At 40.9% G+C, this 26706-nt stretch carries 22 protein-coding genes and 1 pseudogene; 17 read left to right on the top strand and 6 right to left on the bottom strand.

Annotated elements, in window-relative coordinates; genetic code table 11:
- Positions 1-114: 114 nt before the first annotated feature.
- Positions 115-3012 (top strand): DUF4116 domain-containing protein, encoded by a 2898-nt coding sequence (locus ACYVRA_RS00265; protein ID WP_461250739.1) that lies wholly within the window; start codon positions 115-117, stop codon positions 3010-3012.
- 25 nt (positions 3013-3037) lie between these two features.
- Here the strand turns inward: ACYVRA_RS00265 and ACYVRA_RS00260 are convergent, their stop codons facing one another.
- Complete coding sequence (locus tag ACYVRA_RS00260; protein WP_461250738.1) at positions 3038-3505, bottom strand: retropepsin-like aspartic protease; 468 nt, start codon at positions 3503-3505, stop codon at positions 3038-3040.
- On the bottom strand, positions 3483-3749 hold the full coding sequence (locus tag ACYVRA_RS00255; protein WP_461250737.1) for a hypothetical protein: 267 nt from the start codon (positions 3747-3749) through the stop codon (positions 3483-3485). The genes ACYVRA_RS00260 and ACYVRA_RS00255 overlap by 23 nt, the downstream gene beginning before the upstream one ends.
- Before the next feature lie 276 nt (positions 3750-4025).
- Here ACYVRA_RS00255 and ACYVRA_RS00250 point away from each other — a divergent pair, with 276 nt between their 5' ends.
- The 9 genes and pseudogenes from ACYVRA_RS00250 to moeB all read left to right on the top strand — a co-directional run bounded on the left by ACYVRA_RS00250 (position 4026) and on the right by moeB (position 15009).
- Positions 4026-5759 (top strand): DUF4116 domain-containing protein, encoded by a 1734-nt coding sequence (locus tag ACYVRA_RS00250; protein WP_461250736.1) that lies wholly within the window; start codon positions 4026-4028, stop codon positions 5757-5759.
- Positions 5760-5961: 202 nt separating this feature from the next.
- Positions 5962-8127: a leucine-rich repeat domain-containing protein gene (locus ACYVRA_RS00245; protein ID WP_461250735.1), complete on the top strand. Its 2166-nt coding sequence runs from the start codon at positions 5962-5964 to the stop codon at positions 8125-8127.
- Positions 8114-9553, top strand: coding sequence for a leucine-rich repeat domain-containing protein (locus tag ACYVRA_RS00240; protein WP_461250734.1), 1440 nt, complete (start codon positions 8114-8116; stop codon positions 9551-9553). The genes ACYVRA_RS00245 and ACYVRA_RS00240 overlap by 14 nt, the downstream gene beginning before the upstream one ends.
- Positions 9554-9605: 52 nt before the next feature.
- The gene (locus ACYVRA_RS00235) at positions 9606-11705 is read left to right on the top strand and encodes a leucine-rich repeat domain-containing protein (RefSeq protein WP_461250733.1); all 2100 of its coding nucleotides are present in this window, start codon (positions 9606-9608) and stop codon (positions 11703-11705) included.
- A 27-nt stretch (positions 11706-11732) separates the two neighbouring features.
- Positions 11733-12248 (top strand): hypothetical protein, encoded by a 516-nt coding sequence (locus ACYVRA_RS00230; protein ID WP_461250732.1) that lies wholly within the window; start codon positions 11733-11735, stop codon positions 12246-12248.
- A 27-nt stretch (positions 12249-12275) separates the two neighbouring features.
- Positions 12276-12830 (top strand): hypothetical protein, encoded by a 555-nt coding sequence (locus tag ACYVRA_RS00225; protein ID WP_461250731.1) that lies wholly within the window; start codon positions 12276-12278, stop codon positions 12828-12830.
- An 83-nt stretch (positions 12831-12913) separates the two neighbouring features.
- On the top strand, positions 12914-13312 hold the full coding sequence (locus tag ACYVRA_RS00220; RefSeq protein WP_461250730.1) for a hypothetical protein: 399 nt from the start codon (positions 12914-12916) through the stop codon (positions 13310-13312).
- Between the two features lie 245 nt (positions 13313-13557).
- Positions 13558-13815, top strand: a pseudogene (locus tag ACYVRA_RS00215) (MoaD/ThiS family protein); the annotation flags it as partial.
- Positions 13801-15009 (top strand): molybdopterin-synthase adenylyltransferase MoeB, encoded by a 1209-nt coding sequence (moeB, locus tag ACYVRA_RS00210; protein ID WP_461250754.1) that lies wholly within the window; start codon positions 13801-13803, stop codon positions 15007-15009. The pseudogene ACYVRA_RS00215 and the gene moeB, both read left to right, overlap by 15 nt.
- A gap of 42 nt (positions 15010-15051) precedes the next feature.
- Here the strand turns inward: moeB and ACYVRA_RS00205 are convergent, their stop codons facing one another.
- Positions 15052-15498 (bottom strand): bacteriohemerythrin, encoded by a 447-nt coding sequence (locus ACYVRA_RS00205; protein ID WP_461250729.1) that lies wholly within the window; start codon positions 15496-15498, stop codon positions 15052-15054.
- Between the two features lie 481 nt (positions 15499-15979).
- Here ACYVRA_RS00205 and ACYVRA_RS00200 point away from each other — a divergent pair, with 481 nt between their 5' ends.
- A complete protein-coding gene (locus ACYVRA_RS00200) occupies positions 15980-16945 on the top strand; it encodes a calcium/sodium antiporter (protein ID WP_461250728.1) in 966 nt (321 codons plus the stop codon).
- A 151-nt stretch (positions 16946-17096) separates the two neighbouring features.
- A complete protein-coding gene (locus ACYVRA_RS00195; protein ID WP_461250727.1) occupies positions 17097-18320 on the top strand; it encodes an HD-GYP domain-containing protein in 1224 nt (407 codons plus the stop codon).
- Positions 18321-18561: 241 nt separating this feature from the next.
- Here the strand turns inward: ACYVRA_RS00195 and ACYVRA_RS00190 are convergent, their stop codons facing one another.
- From ACYVRA_RS00190 to ACYVRA_RS00180, 3 genes are all read right to left on the bottom strand, one after another.
- On the bottom strand, positions 18562-18693 hold the full coding sequence (locus tag ACYVRA_RS00190; RefSeq protein ID WP_461250726.1) for a hypothetical protein: 132 nt from the start codon (positions 18691-18693) through the stop codon (positions 18562-18564).
- Positions 18694-18800: 107 nt separating this feature from the next.
- The gene (locus tag ACYVRA_RS00185; protein ID WP_461250725.1) at positions 18801-19043 is read right to left on the bottom strand and encodes a hypothetical protein; all 243 of its coding nucleotides are present in this window, start codon (positions 19041-19043) and stop codon (positions 18801-18803) included.
- 289 nt (positions 19044-19332) lie between these two features.
- Positions 19333-19569, bottom strand: a complete 237-nt coding sequence (locus ACYVRA_RS00180) for a hypothetical protein (RefSeq protein ID WP_461250724.1) — start codon at positions 19567-19569, stop codon at positions 19333-19335.
- Between the two features lie 171 nt (positions 19570-19740).
- Here ACYVRA_RS00180 and ACYVRA_RS00175 point away from each other — a divergent pair, with 171 nt between their 5' ends.
- The 5 genes from ACYVRA_RS00175 (at position 19741) to ACYVRA_RS00155 (ending at position 26672) form a co-directional block, all read left to right on the top strand.
- Positions 19741-21267, top strand: a complete 1527-nt coding sequence (locus ACYVRA_RS00175; protein ID WP_461250723.1) for an urease accessory protein UreH domain-containing protein — start codon at positions 19741-19743, stop codon at positions 21265-21267.
- 3 nt (positions 21268-21270) lie between these two features.
- Positions 21271-23784 (top strand): heavy metal translocating P-type ATPase, encoded by a 2514-nt coding sequence (locus ACYVRA_RS00170; protein ID WP_461250722.1) that lies wholly within the window; start codon positions 21271-21273, stop codon positions 23782-23784.
- Positions 23785-23938: 154 nt separating this feature from the next.
- Complete coding sequence (locus tag ACYVRA_RS00165) at positions 23939-24628, top strand: HD-GYP domain-containing protein (RefSeq protein WP_461250721.1); 690 nt, start codon at positions 23939-23941, stop codon at positions 24626-24628.
- Between the two features lie 140 nt (positions 24629-24768).
- On the top strand, positions 24769-25788 hold the full coding sequence (locus ACYVRA_RS00160) for an ABC transporter substrate-binding protein (protein ID WP_461250720.1): 1020 nt from the start codon (positions 24769-24771) through the stop codon (positions 25786-25788).
- Between the two features lie 56 nt (positions 25789-25844).
- Positions 25845-26672: an ABC transporter permease gene (locus ACYVRA_RS00155; protein WP_461250719.1), complete on the top strand. Its 828-nt coding sequence runs from the start codon at positions 25845-25847 to the stop codon at positions 26670-26672.
- Positions 26673-26706: the final 34 nt, after the last annotated feature.

Below are 26706 nucleotides of genomic sequence, written 5' to 3'. Positions count from 1 at the left end.
ACATTTACCCAAGCATTTAATAAAAAATTAACATATAAATAGTAATCTGTCAACTGTTTATTTTTTCCCACCCTATCACTATATGACATGGTAAAGTTCTTATATAATATAAATATGAAATCATACTACGAATACGAAGACGGCACGTTCTGGGCAATCCGAACTGAAGGCGGCGACTGCTTTACTTCTGAAGGAAGCAAGTACGAGGATTTATGGCCGGAACTAATGTTGAAGGCTGGAAGTGATGAAGTTTGGCATATGCCGCCAAACGCGAGAAAAATCACTTTTGAAAACTCTGAGGCGGCGGAACGGGAAGCGGCGAAAATGGCGGCTGAGAAAAGCGAAGGCGCGATAAAACAGGACGCGGAATTCTGGCAAATCGCTATCGAAATAAACGCCCTTCTCCTTTTCTTTGTCCCCGATGAATACATGACGCCAGAACTATGCGCCCTTGCCGCCGGAAGAAACGGCAATGCGCTTCGGTATGTCCCCCAAAAAATGAGAAACCTAGCAATGTACAAACAGGCGTTATTTAACAATCCTTACGCGCTTGAGTATATCGATGAAAATGAAAAGACCGAAGAGTTGTGCCAAAGGGCGGTAGAAAATAACGGGCGAATGCTTGAATTTGTACCCGATAAATTTAAAACCGCGAAACTCTGTTTGGAAGTGGTGAAAAAAAATGAATGTTCTCTTGAATTCGTGCCGGAAAAATTTAAAACAAGCGAGCTATGTACAGAAGCGGTAATGAACGATCATCGCATGCTTAAATTTGTGCCTGATGCTTTAAAAACCAAAGAGCTGTGCGTTCTCGCTCTGTCGCCGAAAGATGCTCCAGATTTTTTAGAATCTGAGGCTAAAGAAGAAATAAAATGCGCTCTTGCTTATGTGCCGCAGGAGTTTCTTACAAAAGAACTCTGCATTAACGCTATTGCGGATGATTCGGATTCCGTTAAATATCTGCCTGATAAATTTAAAACTTACGATGTATACCTTGCGGCTTTTCAAGACGGAGAGACTGTAAGAAACGGATGGACGTTGGAATATGTACCTGAAGAATTTAAATCTTACGAGCTTTGCCTTACGGCGGTTCAAAGTTACGCGCGCGCGTTGAAGTTTGTCCCGGAAGAACACAAGACGGCGGAGATGATTGACACGGCCCTCAAACAGGACGGAAGTGCCCTTGAATTTGTCCCCGATGAATACAAAAGCGAAAAAATCTGCCTTGGCGCGATAAAGAATGACAAACAAGGAACGGCGATCAAACATGTACCCGCATCTTTATTGACCAAGGAGTTCTACAGAAAAGCCTTTGCGTTAGACGCCATAGTATTAAAATACATGCCCAAAGAATTTATTACGGAGCGAATGTGCGAAAGGGCGGTCAGGAAAGATGATTCTGTCCTTAAACACATTCCCGCTGAGTACCGCTCGGAAAAACTTATTGCCGCAGCGATAAAAAACAACGGGCGCGCGCTGAATGATATTGAAGAAAAGCTGAGAACGGAACAGCTTTGCCGCGCGGCGGTAAAGAGCAACGGTTACGCTCTTCAATATGTGCCCTATCAGTTACGCACGGCGGAAATTTGTCTTGAAGCAGTTAAAAAAGACGGCAGCGCTTTGGAGTATGTGCCTGAAGCGCTTAAAACCAATGAAATCTGCCTTACTGCGGTTAAAGGGTTTATGGGTGAATGGGTTATGCGGTATGTTCCCGAACATATAAGAACTGCCGATTTTTTTGTTAAACGCAAGACAAACGACAATGACACTTCACTTGATTCATTACTTGATTTTGATTCATTAATTCAGCCTAAACCAATGACGGAAGAAAATTGCAGAGAGACTGTCAGAAAAGACGCCAATGCGCTTAAAGACATCCCCGAAGAGATGAAAACTTTTGAGTTATGCATCGAGGCACTGCAAAATGAACAATACCAATACTCCGCGGTTCTTGATTATGTCCCGAATAAATTCAAAACTCCAGAATTCTGCCTTAACTGCGTCCGCATTAACGGCAAAAATCTTAAAGGCGTTCCCGACGCGCTCAAGACTTATGAGCTGTGCCTTGAAGCCGTAAAGAAAAACGCTAAAGCGCTTGAATATGTTCCGCCTCATCTTTTGAACAGGGAAATAATTCTTGCCGCCGTAAGCAAACGCTGCGATGTTCTTCAATTTGTACCTGCCGAACTTCGGACAGAAGAAGTATACCTAGAAGCCATTAAACATGAACAGATGGGATTTATTAGCCCTCTAATTCCTATCAAATATTACACAAAAGAATATTACCTTGACATGATTGCTACGAATCGCAAGATTCCAGCGTTTTGCCATATGCTTGTTTCTAAAATGCCAGAATCCCTCAAGACGGAAAAATTTTTCCTTAGTGCCGCCAGGTTGAACGGAGAAATGCTTAAATATGTGCCTGAAAAATTGCGTACGCAGGAACTTTGTCTTGAAGCGGTTAAAAACTATGGGACGGCCATTAGATATACGCCGCTTCAATTCATAACGGAAACTCTTTGCCGTACCGCTGTGGAAAGCGATACCTGTGGCTATTTCAGTGCGCTCTGGCTTGTTCCCGCTAAATTTAAGACACGCGAAATCTGCAATCTTGCCGTGCAAAAAAACGGAAAGGCACTTCAATATGTACCTGTAAAATATATAACCGCCGATCTATGCCGTCAGGCAGTAGAATCCGACGCCGACGCAATGAATTACATAAGCGAGCAGTACCGCACCGAAGAGCTATGGCGCATAGTAATTTCCAAAGATAAATCGGGGTCATGGCTGCACGGCTTGCCTGCATCATTGATGTCGGAAGAATTCTGCCGTCTTGCGATTAACGTCCGAGGCACGGCTCTTAAATATGTGCCGGACAAGTTTAAAACAAAGGAACTGTGTTTTGATGCGGTACGGAAGGACGGTCATGCACTCAACTATGTTGATGTTGGCAAGCTTACTAAAGAGGAATATGTTGAAGTTTGCAGGATTGCGTTGGAAAGATCGGCATAATGATAGTTAACGCCATTGCGATAGATTAATTATTCTGGACGTAAATGTAATTACCTTCTTTGTTAAAGTAATTCTGGTAGATATTTGTCTTGTTTGGAATACTGTCAGGCGGATTTTCACGGAATTGAAATGTATGCTCTTTTTTACTAAGGATCATCTCCCAGTTGTTAATTACATTTGTTCCAAGAATGATGTCGTCCTCCTGACCGCCTTTATAATTTCCCGCAAAAGCAAGGACTTTTTCAAGAACAAAACCGCCAATCATTATTTTATCTATAGAAAACGCCTCTGTTTCTATAAGACTGGCTCCGAGACTGTATTTCATCTTAAACCCTAAAGAATGTCCAGACTTTTCCGCAAGGTCTCTGGGGATCAATGTGTTGTAACAGCCTGTATCTAAAAATATTGAAGTTTCAACAAACTCTTTAGTCCGTAAGTTAAAAACGCCCGCATCGAATTTATAACGATGCTCAAACAGCTTCGATAATGCCACTGTCGAGTATATCATCTTTGGGTATCCATCCTTTTATTAGTACTACTTTACCGTGATATTTGTTGCATTGAATTTCCCTTAGGGCTTCTCGATCTTCGGGAGTTCCGTCGCCACAGGCAACTACATACCCCATGTCATCCTCTGGCGGAAAATCCCTTTTGTCGAATAAAACCCAACGTCCGTCATATTCGGCTTCTACTTCCCGGAAATTTAGAACACGCTTTTCCGTAGTCATCGTTACCATACAACTGTCTCCTTGTCTGGTTAAATATACCATAAAAATTACATAAATACAAATAATAAAAGGTTGCCGCAGGGCATAAACGTTCGCTTTTAGCTACTTGCCACCTCACATCGGCAACCTAATAACAAATTATCTCATACAAACGCTAATCCGTCAATTCTTCCTTTTGTTAGTGTGCGTACCGAAGGTACGAGTTCGTGTGGTAGAAATTCTTCTTCTATCACTCCCCTACTCTATCACTATATGACACTGTAAAGTTTTTAAAATATAATAAACATGAAAACATATTACGAATACGAAGACGGCACTTTCTGGGCAATCCTCACGGAAGGCGGCGACTGCTTCATCGCCGAAGAAAGCAAGTACGTTGATTTTTGGCCGAAACGAATGTTGAAATCAGAAAGTGAAGAAAACTGGCGTATACCGCCTAACACAAAAAAAATCACCTTTGAAACCCCTGAGGCGGCAGAACGGGAAGCCGCGAAAATGGCTGCTGAAAAAAGCGCATCCGCAAAAAAACAAGATGCTGAATTCTGGCGAATCGCAATAGAAATAAACGCTCTTCTCCTTTTCTTTGTCCCCGATGAATATATGACACCGGAACTATGCGCCCTTGCCGCCGGAAGAAACGGCTTGGCGCTCCAGTGTGTCCCGCCGGAAATGAGAAATCAGGAATTGTATAAACGGGCGGTGTATAACAACTGGAACGCGCTTGAATTTGTCGATGAAAATGAAAAGACTGAATATCTTTGCCAAATAGCGGTAGATCAATGCGGCGCAGCCCTTAAATATGCGCCTGAAAAATTTAAAACCGAGAAACTCTGCCTTATGGCGGTAAAAGATTATGGGTTAACGCTTAGGTATGTGCCTGAAAAATTTAAAACCCCGCGGCTGTGTAGCGAAGCAGTAAAAGAAGAATCAAAGGCGCTTAAATATGTGCCGGAAACCATGAAGACCGAAGAGCTTTGCATTGACGCGTTGTCACCTAGAGAAAAAGCTATTAAACTCTCCTTTGAAGAATCAACAGAAGAAATACACTGCGCTCTAGCTTATGTGCCGCAGGCGTTAATTACAAAGGAACTTTGTCTTGACGCGCTTGCGGATAATTCTGAATCCCTTAAATTCGTGCCTGATATATTCAAAACTTATGAGCTATGCCTAAAGGCGGTAAATAATTACGGAAAGGCGCTGGAACATGTGCCGGAAGAATTTAAAACTTTCGAGCTTTGCCTTACTGCGGTGAAAAGAAATGGATGCGCGTTGGAATTTGTCCCTGAAAAACATAAAATGACGGAACTGCTGGATGACGCGCTTGAAGAGGACGGACAAGCCCTTGAATTTGTTCCTGAGAAAAACAAAAGCCGGGAGCTTTGCTTTAAAACGATAAAGAAAGACAGCAGCGCGATTAAATATATTCCAGATGCCTTAAAGACAAAAGATTTTTACGAACAGGCTTTTTCATTGAACATTTTTGTATTTGTGCATATCCCAAAAGAATTTATCACGGAACAAATGTGTGAAAAAGCAGTTAATGATGATGATTACTTATTTGCTTTTGAACATGTTCCCGCCGAGTACCGCTCTGAAAAAATTATTGCCTCGGCAATAAAAAAGAACTGGTTTTCTCTGCGTTACATTGACGACAGTAAAAAAACAGAACAGCTTTGCCGTGCGACAGTAAAAAAAGACGGCTATGAGCTTCAATATGTCCCCTATCATCTGCGTACTCCCGACATTTGCCTTGAGGCGGTTAAATGTCTTGGCAGCGCTTTAGAGTATGTGCCTGAAACGCTTAAAACAATGGAACTTTGCATTGCGGCGCTAAAAAGGGGTACGCCAAAAAATGTAATGCGACACATACCTGAGAGCGTCAGAACAGTTGATTTTTACGCCAGATGGTTAATGGAAGCGGAAACCTTTTCGCCGTTTCAACTAGCAATTTCGAAACAAATGATGGCGGAAGCTCTTGAAAAAGTTGGAAAAAAAGGAAAAAGCGATGGCGAAGAATAGCGAGAAAAATTTTAATAGAACAAATTAAGCGAAAACCGTGCGTTAACGCACGGTTTTACTTTAAAAACTTAAATTTTATATATTTCATTCTTTTGTTTGTGGTAAGAATTCTTCTTTCTCTAATTTTTACCCTATCACTCTATGACACGGTGAAGTTCTTATAATATATATTATAATATAATCATAGCGGAAGGAGAAAAAAATGGAATGTTTTATAATCGAAAACGGCGTGGAAAGAAAAGCGGGACTGGAAGACATACTGCCCTTACTTGACGACAGGTTAATCCAGAAAATTTTAAGAGAGGCGTATGAGCCCAAATATCTGCCATATACTCTCCCGTATGTTCTCGCGTATATGCCAGAGAAAATAAAAAACATAGTGTACCGTAATTTGTCATTACGAATTAATAGTAAAATTAAAGAAAGAGTAAAGAAAATAGAATCTGATCATGAAGAGGTTTACGGTTATTTTGAAAACGGAAATACAGAACTAATTTCTTTTATCGGCAAGTATATTATGAAATATGGAAGCCCGGATCGCCTTGTCTGGAAACAATCCGATCCAAAAGAAAAAACGCAGGCTAACCCTACTGAAGAATTAATTAAAAAAATTGAAAATGCGCGTTCTTCAAAAAAGCTTTTTTTACCGTCTTATAAAACAAAAGAAATGTCGAAGGAAGACATGGAAAACGCCTTTGCCGCGTTCCACGATAGAAAAAACGAATTGCAAGAGATACGAGAATTTACAATCGGGGCGGAAATGTTACCCGCCGCCGCCCTGATTTTTGAAAATGAGACGCTTGATACACTGCGCATTGATGGTAAATTCACCGGAACATGGCCTGAGTTTATGAAAAATTGCGGGACTTTAACGTCAATAAAATTAGACGTATATGAGGGATTAACTGAATTTCCAGCATGGATACGCAATGCCGTTTCCTTGCGCAAACTTTACATTTCTGGTTCTTTTTCAAAAATTACATCCATACCGGATTGGATTGGTGATTTGCAATCCCTGACGGAGATTAGTATAGATAATAGAGATTTTATAACATTGCCTGACAGTATCGGGAATTTAATAAATCTTACCAAACTCACTATAAAAGATTCCGCCATAGAAAAACTGCCAGACAGTATTGGGAATTTGCATAACCTTACTCAACTCTCATTACCCGGAAGTGAAATAGAAACATTACCCGACAGTATTGGCAATATGGAAAAGCTGACTGAGCTTCATCTGGAAAATTGTAAAAATCTAAAACGCCTCCCCAACAGCATTGGAAAACTAAAGAACCTTGTCAAACTGATTCTTTATAGTTCGACAATAGAAATACTGCCTGATACATTGGCGAATTGTACTTCTTTGGAATATGTTGATATATGCGATACCTGCTTTACTTCCCTCCCAAATTTTATCTATTCCGTAAAAACATTAAAGCAATCAATAAAAATCTTAAATCAACCAATAAATCCATTACCGATAAAGCGGAGCATTTCCTACCTTTCTTTTTGTAATTATTATTACACCCTTATCGAAACTATTTTCCGTTTTAGAGAAAAGGCAAGGCGCGAAGGCCTTTTGGCGCTTGAGAATGAATTGGAAGATTTATCAAAAGGTTTTTTCAAGACGGGAATCAGGCTCGTGGTTTACGGTACTGACGCGGCAGTTGTCCGGGAACTTCTTACGCTAAAAATTGAACGCGAGCATGATCATTACATAAAAACACTCAAGAAAATAGCGATGGAAGGAATTATAAGCATCCAAGACGAAGATGATTTACCGCAAATCGGTATAAGGCTTGCCTCTATGGTTGATATAAAAAACAATCCGCTTGACGCCGCTTGCGCCAAATACCTTGCCGGCGATTTAAAAGCTTTTGATGATATTAATTTTAAAGCTTCATTACAACCTGAACAGGAGCGCGAAGAAAAACGTTTTATAAGACGCGCTCTACAGATAAACGAAATGATTCGCAGGGATGGCTGGTTGGAGGTTGAAAAGCATCTGGACAACGACGGTATTGCGGCAAAGGATGTATTTGAATACGGACTTCAAATGTTAGTTGACAACTGGGATTTAAATGATATTGATAAATATTTAAATCCGTTGACGGACCGTGAAACAGATCCAGCGCGTAAAAATCTCGCTTTGGCAAAAAAGCACGCCATTAGAATTCTCCATGAAGGTAATAATCTATGGATTTTTCTGTTCATGTTGGCTTATTTTGACGACGAGTTTGAGCAGGAATGTTTGTCTGAATTTGGTAAGGAATACGGTTACCCCGGATACGAAGACGACACGTCCTGTGACCTCACGGAAGACGACTTCTTAGAAGAAGGAGAAGAAGAAAGCGATGGCGAAGAATAGCGAGAAAACTTTAATTGAACAAAAAAAAGCGATGGCGGAAGCTCTTAAAAAAATTGAAAAATGCCGGAAGTCTCATTCAAGAACACTGGAAATCGGTCATGATTTAAACTTAATCGTATTTCCGAAAGAGATAAGGAAATTAACATGGCTTACAAACCTTTCTGTAGTATGCACAAGTATAAAGGCATTGCCGGATTGGATTGGCGAACTGGAAAACCTTAAAACGCTTGAATTAACAATTAATCATAAAATAAAAAAATTGCCAGCCAGTATCGCTAACTTAAAACACCTTAAAAAGTTAATCCTTGACAATACGGAGGTAAAAAAACTCCCGTCTTTTATCGGGCGGCTTTCGTCTCTTGAATTGCTGGATATTAGCATGCAAGGCATTAAAGAAGTTCCTCAATGTATTTTAGACTTGCCTAAATTAAAGCGAATTGAAACTGGACAGTATAAAATTGACCATCTTCCTTCTCTTGCCGCCAAACAACGCGATCTGAATGTGAAAGAATGTTTACGCCGTATTGAGCTCTGCAAAAAGAAAAAATCGAAAAAATTGGATTTAACGCATCTGCATTTAGACGAGTTGCCAAAAGATTTTTATGATTTAACCTGGCTGGAAGAACTTAACCTGACAGACAACAAACTTACGCAACTGCCCGAATGGATTGGAAAATTTTCAAAATTGACTTTTCTTGACCTTAGAGCCAATGAACTTGTCTCATTACCAGATTCAATAGGCAAACTCTCAAAATTAAAAAATATTTATCTTGACTATAACCGATTGCAAACATTACCGGAAACATTTGGCAACCTAAAATCTCTTGAGAAATTTGTATTAACGGAGGGCGATGAGTGTTTTACGAGCCTTCCCGAATCTTTTGGCAATCTTTCTTCATTAAAATCTTTTTATGTTTCTAATGCAAGTCTGACAGGGCTGCCTGAATCTTTTGGCAACTTAAAAGCATTAAAAGTATTGTGTATCCAAGAATGTAAAAATGAAGATTTTTATTTCCCCACTACGATGAAAAACCTTACCGCTTTAGAAGAGCTTGGCATAGGCTCTTTGAATCGCCTTCCTGATTTTATAAGTGAATTGAAAAATTTAACCAAACTTGATATCAGCCACAATAAACTTAAAGTCTTGCCTGATTATATAGGCAATTTTAAAAAATTAAAAAGTCTAAACCTGCACAGCACAGGGATCACGGAATTGCCCGAATGGGTCGGCAATTTGAAAAACCTTGTTTGTCTGGACATTAGCTTCAACGACCTCAAGGCAGATCCCAAAATAGAAAAAATACTTCCAAAGCTTGAATGGTATTCTGATTTGTATAATGATTACGATACGAAAAGAACGCAATCTAAAAAAACTCTTACGGAAAGTCAGGTTGAATTTATTGATGCGCTTTACGACGAGTTTTAAAAATGATCCTGAGTACCAACGAAGGTTTTTTGATAAACGAAAGGAGTAAAACATGGAATGTTACATTGTTAAAGAAGGCGTGGAAAGAAAAGCGGGACTGGAAGATATACTTTCTTTATTTAGCGACAAGGGAATTCAGTACATTTTTTGGGATGTCCTTAGAGCCAATAATGAGCTGCCGTATGCCCTTGCTCATCTGCCTAATGAAATAAAAGAAAAAGTCTACAGCAAATTAGCGGTGAGAATTCGCCATAGAATTGAAAAAGAGGTTAAAGCTATAGAACACTCTTATGGAAAGCATAACGGTTATCTTATTGATGAAAGGGAAAAACTCATTACTTTTATCGTGGAAAATTATAGGGGATGGCTGCCTGCTAATTCAGAGCGTATAGTGTGGAAAGAAACAGAATCAAAAGAACCGGTCAACTATATTGAAGAATTGAAAAAGACTATAGAGGAAGCGCTTGTTTCAGGATTGCTTCGTTTATCATTTTTTGATACGGACAAAATGACGGAAGCCGACGTGTTAAACGCCTTTATGACATTTCAGAACCGAAAAGATGAATTGCGAAAGATACGGACTCTTGATATATACATGAAGGATTTACCCGCCGCCGCCCTGCTTTTTGAAGCCGGAGGAATTAACAGTTTGAGTATTAACGGCGAATTCAACGGAACATGGCCTCTGTTTTTGGAAAAGTGTCAGACTTTGACATTTATATATCTAAACCTGTGGAAAGGATTAACAGAAATCCCTTCATGGATACGTAACGCCGTATCGCTGTGCAGTCTATACATTGAATCAAATATCACGTTATTACCCGATTGGATTGGCGATATGCAATCCTTAACTGCACTTAGCATATATTACACTAAATTTAAAACCCTGCCTGATAGTATCGGTAATTTAAAAAATCTTACCAAGTTTGAAATTCATTCAGATATAGAAACATTGCCCGAAAGTATTTGCAATTTATCCTCTTTAAAAGAGTTATCACTGTTATACAACGATAGCTTAAAAACTTTACCGGACAACATAAGAAATCTGAAAAATCTGACTTCATTAAAAATATGGTTATCATCAATAGAATCATTACCCGATTCTATTGGCGATCTGGAAAATCTGACTGAACTTTCCCTGTGTGATAACAAAAAATTAAAATTTCTTCCCGACAGCATCGGCAAACTAAGAAATCTGATAACCCTTGATATTTCCAGCTCCGCTATAGAAAAATTGCCCGACAGCATTGCGAATTGTACTTCCCTGGAATGTGTTGATATACGCGATACAAACATTAAATCCATTCCTGATTTCCTGTATTCAATCAAAAATCTATTACAAACAATAGAAGTAAAACCGATAAGCCACGTCAGTTCCTACTGTTCTTTTTGTAATTGCTTTTTCCTTCTAGCCAAAAGTTTATTCCAGTTTGCCGAAAAAGCTATTGAACAAGGCATACTGTCTATTGAAGAAGAATTGTATTACATAACGGATATATTTTTCAGGGAAGGATTGAGGCTTCTGGTTAATGGAACCGATGATGAAATTATTCGGAGTATTCTTACGCTTAAAATTGAGCGCGAGTGCAGTCATTACAAAAAAAAGTTAATGGAAATTGCGATGGAAGGTATTTTATGCATTCAACGCCGTGACAGCATACCGCGTATCGGTATAAAGCTCGCGTCAATGGTCAGCATAAAAAACAATCCGCTTGACGCCGCCTTTGCGAAATATCTTGCCGGCGATTACGAAGCGTTCGATAATATTGATTTTTTTGCGGCGCTTATGCCTGAGGAAGAGCGGGAAGAAATACGCTTTATTAAACGTGTTCTTAAAATATGGGATGTATTTAAGGAAGGTTCTCTTGGTCTTGAAAAACACCTTGACAATAACGGTATTATAGCAAGGGATGTTTTTGAATACGGCCTTTGTCTGATGGTTGAATGTTGGGATTATAAAGAAGTTGATAAAGTTTTAAGCAAGTTTATCGCCGATGAAACCGATCCCGTGCGTAAAAATTTTTCTTTGGCAAAAAAGGAAGCCGTTAAAATGCTTTATGAAGAAGAAATTTCAATCCGCATCGCGCCAACATTATTGGCTTATTTTGATGATGATGTTGCGAAGTGTTTTTGGGAGGCTGATAATGCGTAATGAATTGAAAATAAAATAGAGATAAAAATGAATATAATTGAAGCGTTCGATAAATTAAATAAAATCACTGATGAACTTAGAAGCATATATTGGGAAATATCTGATAATTACAGAGGGCCAAGCGACTTTAATGAAGGCCTATCACAGTTTATTGAAACTGTTGAAGGGCAAAAATTGGAAAAGAAATTATCTGAATTAACGGATAGAGTGAATTCAATCATAGATGAAATAATTGACATTATTGGTAAAGATGAAGTAATCAATAAAGAGAATGTAAAAACGGTTAATGATATAATTATTACTTTTGCGAATAACTTTATTTCAATTAACGCAAAAAACTGGTGGTTTAACCAACATAATATGGACATAAATGAAAGGGGGAAATTAAATGATTATTTTGAAATATTAAATTCAAAAGTTAGATTACTAAATAAGGAATTATCAGAAAAGAAAGATATTTTAAACATAATTACAATACATGAAGCAATTGATAATATTAAAAACGAACTAAATAAAACAGTTTGGACTAATTTGCTAAAATAAAATAGGTAAAATATATAAGGAAATGTTATGAAAGAAAATAATAAAGAATGTATTTATTATTTGGAACAAAATAAAAATATCACTAATTTAATATTCAATAATGAAGTAAATTCCTTAGAATTTGTTCAAAAAATCGTAGATATGGAATTAATACACCTTATAGATTATAAAAAAAGAGATTTGTTTTTAAAGAAACATGGAAAAATATTATTCAGAAAATTTAAATATATTAAACCAAGAAAACCAAGAAAAATAAATATTGAGATTAGGCATGAAACAAGGATATTATCAAAAGAAGATATTGACAGTTTATTAACGGCAGTGGCTGTAGATGAAAATAAAATTAAGTTACTATTACAAGATATAAAGACAAAAATTAAAATGTTTTATTGGCGTTGTTCAGAATGGAAAATTGTTATTTCCAATAATAATATATATTATAAATTTAGTTTGAATGGAATAGAAAGATTTGATCTTAAAAAAACATATTATTTTGATGTTGATGATATATTAGCAGATAGTGTTCTTTCACAAGAAGAAATAAATATGTTATTAAGGCCAATAGATGAGGAGAAAAAATGAGCCAACATCGCTTTAGTATTGGGGAAACCGTTTTCATCTACAGAACTAATTGACATGGTATTATTAACTTATATAATGATAATATGTCTAAATATATTAAGAAATATAGGAAAATTTCTACGATAATATTAATTTTATTGTTGAATTCATGTGCATCCAATAATAAATTTATTTATGGGCCAACCATAACTGCCAACAAATTAGAAAATATTGAAATCATTGGTTCTGTTGAAACTACATTTGAAACAACAATTAATTGGAGAAATAATAATCTTTTATTGGAAAGGTCATATTATGAATTATTAAAAGCAGCAAAAAAAAGTTACGCAGGGGAGATAGACATAAAAAATATAATCATAGAAAAACGTAATTCTAATAAGAACTTTTTATTGCTTATACCGATGATATTCAATAATTATATTTTTATGTCTTATACAAATGTTTATACAAAAGGAGACGTAATAAGATATAATAATAAGTAAAATATGTACATATTCTATGTACGCCTCCAATGTCGCCTAATAGTCCCTTTATAAAGTAAAACACATTGCCTTTATTCAATAAAATATATATTGACCATACTTGCTATTGTGTAATAAAATCCTACTATAAATATACGGATTGTGAGATAATAGATAAAACTTAAATGAATTTATCTCCACAATGCGGAAACTTCGATTAAACCGCCTGATCACTTAAGCGGTCAGGCTTAATTAAGGAGGTTACTTTGATAAAAGTTCTCATTCCCTACGCGCTCAGGGCATTTACAGAGCGCAATGCGGAGGTGGAAGTAAAAGGCGGCACGGCGGGTGAGGCGGTTAACGCGCTTGCAAGCGCCTATCCCGCCCTTAAAACCCACCTGTTTACGGAAGACGGTCAGCTTCGGGACTTCATCAACTTGTTTGTAGGCGGCGTAAACATCAACAGTTTGCAGGGACTGAACACGCCGGTTGCGGATAACAGCGAAGTGATGATTGTCCCCGCTATTGCCGGCGGCAGCGATGGCAGCCCTGCCGGCGGTAATAACGACGACAAAGCCGCCGAGCTCACCAACGAAGAAATCGCGCGTTATAGCCGCCATTTGCTTTTGCCGGAGATAGGAGTCGAGGGGCAAAAAAGATTGAAGGCGGCGAAAGTCCTCATTGTCGGTACGGGGGGGCTTGGCGCTCCCCTTGCCTTGTACCTTGCGGCGGCGGGCGTGGGAACAATCGGTCTTGTCGATTTTGACGTAGTGGACGAATCAAATCTTCAACGGCAAATTATTCACAGCACACGCGACGTTGGCAGACCCAAAACCGCGTCCGCAAAGGACAGAATCAAGGGGATAAACCCGCTAATCAACGTAGTGACGCACAATGCGATGCTTACAAGCCAGAACGCGCTGGAACTTTTTGCCGATTATGACATTATCGCGGATGGAACAGATAATTTTCAAACGCGCTACCTTGTAAACGACGCCTGCGTATTTTTGGGCAAACTCAATGTTTACGGCTCCGTGTTTCAATTTGACGGGCAGGCGAGCGTATTCGGTTCTAAAGACGGTCCGTGCTACAGATGCCTCTACCCTTCCCCGCCGCCGCCCGGACTCGTTCCCTCTTGCGCGGAAGGCGGAGTTATGGGCGTACTGCCCGGCATCATCGGAACAATTCAGGCGGCGGAAACAATCAAACTCATCGTAGGCGGCGCAAAACCGCTGATAGGTCGGCTCCTCCTATTTGACGCTTGGCGCATGGCGTTCCGCGAATTAAAACTTGAAAAAAACCCCGACTGTCCCGTATGCGGAAAAAATCCTTCCATTCACGAACTAATTGACTATGAACAATTTTGCGGTTTAAAAAAGAAAGCCGACAGCAAGCCGATAGACACAATAACCGCCATTGATTTAAAAAAACGCCTTGATAACGGAGAAAAAATTCAATTTATAGACATCCGCGAGCCTCATGAACGCGCCATTGTCAAATTTCCCAATGCTCTTGTAATACCTCTTGGCCAATTGGAAAGGCGCATGGACGAACTTGACCCGTCAGTAGACGCGGTATTTCTCTGTAAAATCGGCCAGCGCAGTATTTTAGGAATAAAAACTCTGCAGGAAGCCGGTTACAAAGGAAAACTGTTGAATCTGCAAGACGGCCTTAACGCATGGGCAAGAGATGTTGATAAAAATATGCCTATTTATTAAGAATTACGTTGAATTACAACCCAAAAAACGCGGTGACTGCCATCATTGCTTGCTTTGAACGTAACGGCTGAATACCCTATCTTCTTTACAGATATGATTTATCCACCAGTTTTTTAGAAATTCCAGAAACTCCTGAGGGTCTTTATTCCAAATGCTATCCTTGCTAGTGTGAGACAGCGCACTTGTCAATTCCTTGTGCAATATACGGTGATTTTCCAAGTTGGGATAGCCGCATTTTTTAAGAAAATCCTCTTCAATCTCGAAATGGATGCGGGTATATTCGTTCACCATGCCGATTATAGGCCGCAACATCTCATTTCCATGCTTATTTTGTATTCCATAGCAGAGGGAATTGATAGTGGAAACAATCCCACGGTGCTGTTCATCGACAATAGGTATTCCCAAATTGTACGAAGGCTCCCACACAATAAGAAGATTATGGTTCAGCATACTAATCCACGGTTCATTTACGGTTATTTTATCGGGCATGTTTCCTCCATTGCTTTCAGAGTAAACCTCTTATTACCGCCTGTCAATATGCCGGATAGACGGACAGAGATAAATATATGAGTGAAAAATATTTTTTTTATTTTTCACAAATTTTTTATTTTTTACTTGACAAAAATTTAAAAAAGGGACATAATTTATCGTAGGGGGGAAAAATTATGCCAGCCAAAAAAGCAGCGCCGAAAGCGGCAGCAAAAAAAACCACAACAAAAGCAAAAGCAAAAAAAACAACAAAGAAGTAAGGTACAAGTGCTATCGGTCTGCGAATGGCACTGCCATCGCAGGCCGATATGTTGACACAGTTTACCGCATTTAAAAAAAATTAAAGCACATTCATTAACAAATAAATCGTAAATAACAGGCGAACACAAAAGTAGTTATGTGATATAATCAACCTGTTTAATTCAATATTGACATAAACAAGTAAAAATTATTTAATACTTATTAGTTTTTAGGGGTATTTATGCTGATAATAGACATTTTATTGATAATTTTAGGGATGGTGTTACTGATAAAAGGCGGCGATATACTGGTTGACGGAGCGTCAAGTTTGGCGCGCCGTTTAAAAATATCGGAGCTGGCAATAGGGCTTACAATTGTCGCTTTTGGGACATCTTCTCCGGAATTAGTTGTAAGTTTATCAGCGGCTATCGGTAAACATTCTGAAATCGCTTTGGGAAATGTTATTGGCAGCAATAATTTTAATTTGTTTTTCATTCTTGGAATTACAGGACTTATAGCGCCGATAGCGGTTCAAAAAAATACGGTTCGTATAGAAATACCGTTTTCCCTATTGGCTGTAATTGTCCTGTTTTTATTGGCAAATCTGAATTTTTTTCCTGATGAAAAAAACATATTAACCAGAATTGACGGTATTATTCTTCTGTTTTTTTTCGGATTATTCCTTTTTTATGTTTACAAAAACATGAAAATGACAACTGTCGGCGTTGAAAATATTTCCGTTAAAACATTATCTTCAGTTAAAATAGCGTTGTTTATTATTTTCGGATTGGTTTTTCTCATTATAGGCGGAAAAATTGTAGTAAATTCCGCCGTGGCTATCGCTCATGCGTTAAATATCAGTGAAAAAGTGATAGGACTTACGGTTGTCGCTCTTGGGACATCATTGCCGGAGCTGGTAACATCAATAACTGCTATTGTAAAAAAGAGCGATGATATTGCGATTGGAAATATAATCGGTTCCAACATATTTAATATTTGTCTAATATTAGGCGTAAGTACCGTAATAAATCCAATGGAATATTCATTAGTTTTTAATAAAGATATATATATTTTAGGTATTGGAACAATACTTTTATTATTAGCAATGATTATAGGAAAAAAGAAAACACTAGATCGCCCGGAAGCCGCAATTTTAGTGATAATTTATATTGGATATGTTATTTATTTAATAATACAAAATGAATAGTTATAAAAACAAATTTAAATAACATATTTTCTATACTGCTTTCACGTAAATATACGCTTTTATGAGGCGCGGATTTATTATTTTTGTGTAAAGTTTCTTTTTTAATAAACACTTGAAAACATAGCAAACCTATGGTATAAAGAGGATAATTATGGTTACTGTACGAATGGATTCGCTTATCAAATCAATATCCACTGCTTTGGATATTGTGGAAGGAACCCTTGCAGGGGCCAGCCCCAATCACGGCAAGCGTATTGCCGTTCTTTGCGCCAAAATGGGAACGCTACTGGGAAAAACTCCGCAGGAAATCACAGCCCTTTCAATTTGCGCCCTGCTTCATGACAGCGCCCTTACCGAATATATTCTTTCCGAGCAAAAAGGCGGAAATCATGACATGGCAATGAAAAAACACTGCGAAATCGGCCAGCGAAACGTGGATGACCTCTGTTTTGAAACAAATGTAAAGGATTTTGTTCTGTATCATCATGAACGCGCCGACGGAAAAGGGCCGTTCGGCATACGTGAAGGGGAGGGTCCTCTTGAAGCGGAACTTATCGCCATTGCCGATTCACTTGACGTTATTTATCATCTGCAAAGGCTTGAGTCTGAAAAACTGTCCGTTATCCGAAATATGATCAGTCAGGAAAGCGGAAAAAGTTATAGTAAAAAAGCAGCGGAACTAATGTTGGAAATTCTCGACTGGCCTGCGGTTCTATCTCTTAAAGATGATGTCATTAAACAAACCGCGTTACAGGTTTTGTTCCCCTGGACTGTCGATATTCATACAGAAACAATTTTTGGCCTGTCCAGTTTTATTGCCAGAATCATCGACTATAAATCTGTTTTTACGGAAAAACATTCAACTCAGATTGCAAATAGAGCGTGGTTAATGGGCAAGTACTATAATTACGAACCTGAAAAACACGCGCAATTGTATCTTGCGGCATCTTTGCACGATCTCGGCAAGTTGGCAGTTCCCATTGACATTCTGGAAAAACCCGGCAATCTTACCGATGAAGAATTTAAAATTATCAGAGGACATGTTCGCCTAACGTGGGAACTTCTTAATGAAGTTGAAGGCTTCGAGACTATATGCAATTGGGCGTCCAATCACCATGAAAAACTTGACGGCACCGGCTACCCCTTTGGCAAAAAAGCTCCCGACCTTGACTTTAATTCCCGGCTGTTAGTCTGTCTGGACTTATATCAAGCAATAAGCGAAGAAAGACCTTACCACCCCAGACGCAATCACGCGGACACAATGCAGATACTAAATGAAATGTCTGATACCGGAAAAATAGACAGTGATATTGTCAAAGACATTGACATTGCTCTTGCGCCTTATGACGGTAAAGATTTGCCGCCGCCTTGTTAGGGATTTATTCGAAAAAATTCACACTAAGAGCACGAAGGAACAAAGATCACAAAGGGGGATTAGGGGTTTTTGTTTCAAAGCTGATCTTGAAATTTCACGATAAGATAACGGACAAAAGCCCTCTGATTCTTCTTTGTGTCCTTCTCTTTCTTTGTGTTCTTTGTGAGAAATCTTCTGGATATAATATTTGTAAAGTTTTAGATGTTACAGAGTAATAGTGCCGTCATACCACCGACTATCGCTATTTGGTTTTGGGGCGTTGTTTCCCTTTTAACGCCGCTTTTGACTTTGCAGGTGTTTTTGCCTTTGAGGTAGCTTTTTTTGAAGTTGCCTTTGCATTAGTTTTATGGGTAACAGTTCTTTTTGGACTCATTTTTTTCTCCTTAACTGCAATAATATAATATATTGAAAAAAAAACAAGGTTAGAGCGGAGGTATCAAGATAAAATAACTAACAACAACTTTCTTCTTTTTTCACCTTTCATTTTTCTTTTGTAAGGGCTTTCTTCTGCTTCTCCACATACGCGGTTTGCGCGGTAGACATATTGGCTAAACGCTGTTTGAGCAATGTTTTTTCTATGAGGTCTATGCCGGGGGCTTTTAGTATGTTTTGTATTCGGGTTTTATGCCCTATACAGGCGACATGAAATGCGTCTCTTGGGAAGCCGCTCACACGGTAGTCTTTATCGTGGGGAATGGCTTGTTCTACAACCTCGTAATGCAAACCTTCAACGGCTTTAAGAGCAAGAAAAGCGTCATCAAAAAACTTAATGGCTTTTGTCAGACTGTTAATTGAGTCTTTATCGGTTTTATCGCATAACTGGAATTCCTGTGTAATAAAAGTGTATTCGGCAAGAATTAGGGCTTGAGGATCAGCGGAGATTTACGCTTGTTGAAAGGCGGTCATAGCTTCAGCTATGCCATCTTCGTAGGAAATACGCCCTTCTTGTTCCTTCCCTTTAGTGGTAAAACCTTTGCGTCCAGAATAAATATATATTACAGAATTTGCAATATTAAGTGCTAATGTAATCAGGTCCAAATTCAGCCTCTACTTCAGATAAATTCCATTTATATCTTGTAAAGAATTCCATACCGACTTTTTCCTTCATTACTTTTGCTAGAAAAGGGGGCAAAGGAACTGTCCGTGTAAGACGTTCATACCCTTCTCGATCACCAGATTTTTTCAATTCTATAGCCCTGTTTAACGTGGCAAGTTTTTCATCTAAAGTCATGGTTTGCGCTTGCGGCATAAATATCTCCTTATTTTAATTTTACTTGCTTTTGGAAGGTTACGGCAAGGGAAAAATTTCCCTCAATCTTCCCTCTTCCTTCATGTTCTTTGTTCCTTCGTGATCTTTGTGAGAAATTCTTTCCAAAGAAACTTGAAAAACATAGTAAACCTATGGTATAAATAGGGTATTGTGGATAAAAACATAAACCAAGGTTTGCAAAAACGCTCATTTCTCATTGATGGAATGTTCTGCGTAAACTGCCAGAATACGATTGAAAAAGAACTGAAAAAAACGGCAGGCATCAAGAAAGCGGCGGTAAATTACCGTACCGGATACGCGGTTGTCACCTATGATGAGGCGATAATTAGCTTTGATAAAATATCCGAGATAATTGAAAATTTGGGTTACAAGACGCGGGAAAAAAGCGGTAAAGATCAATCTGTGCAAAGTAAGACAATCCCGCAAATTATCGGGACTCTGGTGATTATCCTCGCGCTGTTCATGCTGTTACGCGCTTTTGGAACCAGCAAACTCGCGGCCGCTTTCCCGCTCGCGCAGGAAGGCATGGGTTACGGGATGCTGCTTGTTATCGGACTCCTTACCGGCGTTCACTGTATTGCCATGTGCGGGGGGATTAATCTTTCGCAAACGTTAAATAAAGAGAAAAAAGAAGAAAGAAAAGAGAAGAAATTAGCAATTAACGATGAGCAATTAACAATTAGGAAAGGTGACGTTTATTCTTTACTTCTGCCAAGTATTTTCTACAATTTCGGGCGGCTTGTTTCATATACGGCGGTGGGGGTTATTGTCGGCGCTTTGGGTTCGGTGATTACTTTGTCGGGGCGTTTTCAGGGAGCGGTGCAGCTTATTGCGGGGGGCTTCATGGTGATCATGGGGTTAAATATGCTGGGAGTGTTTCCGGCTCTCAGGCGATTAATTCCGCAAATGCCAGCTAAACTTCAAGAGAAGATAGCATCGTTATTCGCAAAAAAAACTGATGGACATAAAACCAGTCGCGGGCCGTTTGTTATCGGTTTTCTGAACGGGTTTATGCCCTGTGGGCCTTTACAGGCTATGCAAGTTTACGCGCTCTCCACAGGAAGCCCCATTCGCGGCGGCATTTCAATGTTTCTGTTTTGCGCTGGAACTATCCCGTTGATGTTCGCATTGGGCGCGGCAAGTTCCACATTAAGCGGCGCAAAGGGGCGTACATTCTCCCGCCGCGTTATGCAAATAGGGGCGATTCTTGTCGCCGCGCTGGGGCTTGTCATGTTCTCAAACGGCTGGAGTCTTTCGGGGTTTGCCAATTCGCCGGATAAGCCTGTTTCCGCTAAAGCCGCCGTACCGAATAGCAGTATTCGAGAGCGGATGCAGGGCGCTGAAAAAACTGAAAATTCCAGCTCGTCAAAGTTTGCTCCGGTAATTAAAAACGGCGTACAGATTGTCAACTCAACATTGCAACCTAACCGCTATCCCGCGATAACCGTACAGCAGGGCATTCCTGTGCGTTGGACAATCAACGCGCCGCCGGGCAGCATTAACGGTTGTAATTACGCCGCGATTTTTTACGAATACGGTATTGAATATGTTTTTAAGCAGGGCGAAAATGTAATTGAGTTTACTCCCGCAAAGGCGGGCAGGTTCCGCTACTCCTGTTGGATGGGCATGATAAAAAGTACCATTACCGTACTTGCCGAAGCCAAAGAAGAAGGTTGATTTATGAATACTGAAACTTTAACCGTCGGCGGCATGCACTGCGCCGCCTGTTCCGCCCGCGTTGAAAAGGCGCTGTGCAAACTTGAAGGCATAGAAAGCGCCTCGGTAAATCTTGCCACGGAAAAGGCGACCGTAGTTTACAACCCGCAAACCTTGCGCCTTTCGGCTATCAAAGAGGCAATCGTCAATGCCGGTTACGAAGTTATTGAAACTTCAAAAAACGCGTTAGATGAAGATAAGCTCCGCAAAGAAAAAGAAATTAAACTCCTGTGGACAAAATTTATAATTGCCGCTTCGTTGGCGCTCCCCCTGCTCTATATCGCTATGGCTCCTATGATAAAATGGGTCACCCTGCCCTTCCCCAAAGCTCTTGCCCCGATGAATTTTCCCCTTGTTTACGCTCTAGTGCAGTTATTATTGGTAATCCCTATTATAATCGCGGGCAACAGGTTTTATACCGTAGGTTTTAAAAATCTTCTGCGCCGCAGTCCAAACATGGATTCGCTTATAGCGGTTGGAACCACGGCGGCGGTAGTTTACAGCGTTTACAATTTGTCTCAGATTGCCGCAGGAAACCATCACGCGGTTGAATCCCTGTACTTTGAAACCGCCGGAGTGATTATTGCCCTGATTCTTCTGGGCAAATCACTTGAAGCGGTATCCAAAGGCAGAACAAGCGAGGCGATAAAAAAACTAATGGGTCTTGCGCCCAAGACGGCAATCATTATCGTCAACGGTGGTTCCGTTGGAGCTGGTTCCGTTGGAGCCGTGGAAAAAGAAATCCCCATTGACGAAGTAGTGTTAGGTGACATTATCGTGGTAAAGCCGGGAGCGAAAATCCCCGTGGACGGAACTGTAACCGAAGGGCAAAGCGCGGTAGACGAATCCATGCTCACTGGGGAGAGTATGCCGGTTGACAAAAAGCCCGGCGATCCGGTTTACGGGGCGACCATTAACAGTAACGGACATTTTTATTTTAGAGCGGAAAAGGTCGGGAGCGAGACAGCTTTAGCGCAGATCATCAAATTGGTTGAAGACGCTCAAGGCTCAAAAGCGCCAATAGCGCAAATGGCGGATATTGTCTCCGGTTACTTTGTCCCTGTTGTCTGCGCCATCGCGCTTGTCGCCGGTGTCGCGTGGTTCGCCGCGGCTTCCGCAGGTATTGTCAGTTTGCCCGCCGGAAAGTCAATAACCGAATTCGCCCTTACGATTTTTATTTCCGTATTAGTCATCGCCTGCCCCTGCGCCCTCGGTCTTGCCACACCCACGGCAATAATGGTGGCAACCGGCAAAGGCGCGGAAAACGGCATTTTGATTAAAGGCGGCGAAGCTTTAGAAACGGCTCATAAAATTCAAACGATTGTGTTTGATAAGACGGGGACAATTACCGAAGGCAAGCCGGAAGTTACGGATGTAATATCAGTGAGAAGTGTGCAGGGAGCAGTGAGAAGTGTGCAAGGAGCAGTGAGCAGGGAGCAGGGAGCAGTGAGCAGGGAGCAGGGAGCAGTGAGAAGTGTGCAAGGAGCAGGGAGCAAGGAGCAGGGGGTGGATTTTCTACTTCAGATTGTGGCGGCTGTTGAAAAAAATTCTGAACATCCGCTTGCTTCGGCTATCGTGCGCGAAGCGGAAAAGCGCGGCCTTGAACTGCCGCCTGTAACAGACTTTAAAGCCATCCCCGGCAGAGGCATAGAGGCAAAAATCTCCTCGTCTCTGCTATCCACTATTCACTCCCCACTCCCCATCCTCATAGGTAACCGTAAACTCATGGACGAACAAAACATCCCTCTTACCGAACTAGAACCCATTTCCGACCGTCTTGCAAGTGAAGGAAAAACGCCGATGTATGTCGCTCTGGGCGGCAAGGCTGCGGGAATCGTCGCCGTGGCGGACGTAGTGAAACCTTCCAGCAAGGCGGCGATTGAGCGGCTCCATAAAATGGGAATCGAAGTGGCCATGATTACCGGAGACAATCAAAAAACCGCAAACGCCATCGCCAAACAGGTAGGAATAGATTGCGTGCTTGCCGAAGTTTTGCCGCAGGACAAATCTGCCGAAGTGAAGAAATTGCAGGAAACGGATTTGGAAAACAATACTGAAAAAAAGCGCAAGCTGTTCTCCAAAGTAACAAAACACCAACAGTTAAACAACCGCAGACGTTTTGTTGCAATGGTGGGAGACGGCATCAACGACGCTCCGGCGCTGGCGCAGGCAGACATCGGCATCGCTATAGGAAGCGGGACGGATGTGGCGATTGAATCGGCAGATATTGTGCTTATGCGTTCCGATCTGAGCGACGTTCCCACCGCTATAAACTTGAGCAAACAGACAATCCGCAATATCAAACAAAATCTGTTCTGGGCATTCGGCTACAATGTGCTGGGTATTCCCATTGCCGCCGGAGTTTTGTACCTCTTTGGAGGGCCGCTCCTCAACCCGATTTTTGCCGCCGCCGCCATGAGTTTGAGTTCCGTATCGGTATTGACCAACGCGCTGCGATTAAAAAGATTTAAAGCGTAATATTATGGAAGAAAACAGTATTATTATGCCTTTGAGTTCCACAGAATTTTTTTTCAATCAGTGCTTGACATTTTTTTGTATATATATCATAGTATTCATACGTATTTAATAGGAATTAAGAACTATAATTCCAAATTCATCAGGAGAAATCAAAATGGGAAGGACATATAAAAAAAACAACTCTAATAAAAAATCTCATTTAGGAGATGAGGAGCCGCTTGACATTGCCGAGCTTTTGGAAAAAACGCATTTTGAAACAATCATGGCTTTTTCTGAAGCGTTGGAAGCAAGAGACCAGTACACGGCAGGACATTCGCGCCGGGTAATGGAATACTCCAAAAGCATAGGGCAGCGCATGAAATTAGACAGGCAGGATATTGAAGACCTTAAAAGATCGGCGTTATTGCATGACATTGGAAAAATTGGAATACCCGATATGGTTCTTAAAAAGCAAACAAAGCTGACCGACGAGGAGTACGCCATAATCAAATCTCATCCAGAAACAGGCGCCTCTATCCTTAAATACATAAAGTCTTTTAAAGATTTAGTGCCGGCGGTATATCATCATCATGAAAGATTTGACGGCGAAGGGTACCCCGATGGCGTTAAAGGCACGGCAATTCCCCTGCACGCGCGAATTATCGCCATTGCGGATACCTTTGACGCGATGACATCAAGCAGATCGTACAGAAAAAAAGCGCTTTCTTTAAGGACGGCGTTAACGGAACTTGAGCAGAATAAAGGGATTCAATTTGATCCTGACATTACGGAGATTTTTTTGGAAATATTACAGGAATCGCCCTATTACTTTTCACGGTTTAAAGAGCCTGAGTATTACTTGTAGCAGAATGTCGTAAACCGACATTGATCATTTTTTGAAAATAATTATCTATACATACTTGACATATCTGTTTAGTATGTTTATAATCTAATACATAGTAAACACATAGGTATTATGTGTTAATAATATTAGGAGGTTTTCAAATGAAAATCAGTTTTAGAAAAATTCTCGTCTCGGCGTTATTATTCGGATTAATCGTTTTAACGCCGATCTTTGCCGGAGGCGGTAAAGAAAAAGCGGCTACTGCTTCAGGGAAGAAAATTATCGTGGCGGATGCCAATTCGACACATCACCTCGATCTTTATGTAGCCTACGAAAAAGGTCTCTTTTCCAAACGGGGACTTGATGTGGAAATTCAACAGACCAGTTCCGGCGTGGCGGCGGTGGTCGGAGGCGAAGCCGACATCGTTTTCAACTGCCCCACTGGCGTAATCACGCCCATTGCAAAAGGGCAGAACATCATCATTATCAGTCAGGTAAAAATACCCTGTACTTCGGTGCTGGTGGTTCCGGTGAACTCGCCGGTTAAGGTTCCGCGTGACGTAAATAAATTGCAAATTGCGGGGCTTTCAACTACCTGCTGCGCGGTTATCGCGATTAGGGACGCGCTCAAGAACCAGTACAATACTGAATTTGAACTGGTAACTCTTGCGCCCGGCGCGGCTCTTGCCGCCCTCGAAGCGGGAAGCGTCAAGGGAGCTATCTTAGAGGAACCTTTTGTGGCTGAAGCACTGCTTCTTGTAGATGCCCAGGGCAAGCCCAAATACAAGACTATCTTTGACGGAACGTCGGACGCCAATGGCGACGGCAAGATTGACGCGAACCTTGCAGGCGAAAATCCGCCATGCCGCACGATCAACGCCAATACCAACTTTATCGCAACAAGGCTTGATGACGCAAAACTTTTTATTCAAGCAATTGACGAAGCGAACAAAATCATCCGCGCCAATCCAAGCGCGCCTGACATCGTAGCCATTGCCCGTAAATATGTAAATGTTTCCGAGCAGGCTATTATCAACAGTAACCCGAAACTGGGATTCCAGATCAAGCTTGATACGGTTGGCCTTAAAGGTTATGCCGACGCGCTTGTAAAACTGGGAACTATCGACAAGAACCCAGGCGACGCGCTTTTCGCGCCGCAGTTCAAAGGAATTACTTGGTAGCCGCGTACAGAGTAGCGACGCTACTCTGTAGCCATGCTGCCTTGTAGCTTAACGCTATGATTGAAACTTACGAAACAAGGGGAATCCGCCGCTTCTTTTTGGAGATCGGCGGATTTCTTAAAAACTCATTGGGGAATTTCTTTTCTCTCGAATTCCTTACCGTGCTGATCCCAATACTGTTGATATGGGAATTTTTCCCGCGTTGGAAAATTCTTCCCGAAGCTCTGATACCAAGCCTGTCCGTTGTAGCGCGGCGTTTTTGGTTTATGCTTTTGCACAAAAAACTTATACTTCACATACTCATAAGCCTGGGGCGCTTCTTCGCCGCGTTTGGCATAGCAGTTGCGCTGGCGGTTCCCCTGGGGCTTCTCATGGGCTGGAACTTAAAAATACGCGCTTATGTGCTTCCGCTCTGGCAGATACTATCAGCAATACCGCCGCCCGCATGGGTTCCCATGACGATCATTTTTTTCGGCATAGGCAGCAAGATGCACATATTTCTCATGTTCATCGGCATTTTTTATCCGGTGCTTTTCAACACCTATCAGGGAATTAAGGATACCGACCCGCGCTATCTCGCCTCCGCGAGGGTTTTCGGCGCGAGCGAATTCACCCTGTTGCGCAAAGTGTATTTTTGGCACGCTTTTGGCTCCATCATTATGAGTCTGAAAACCGGCGTCGCCATGGGACTGGTAATGCTCCTAATCGGCGAGTCTTATGGCGGCAGAATGGGCATAGGTTATCTGCTCGGCCAGGCGAAGGATTACTTCGTCATTCCTGAAATGATGGTCTGCATGGTAATACTCGGCTGGATAGGCTGGTTCCTTATCGAAGTTCTTAAATACGTTGAGATCAAACTTGCCGTTTGGAAAGTCGGAAGATAGCGGGAAAAAGAAAAAAGTAAGATGGAGATTACCG

This window comes from Treponema sp. R8-4-B8 (assembly GCF_054786175.1).
Note: the sequence above shows the minus strand (reverse complement) of the source record. Positions and strands in the feature narration are given on the sequence as shown.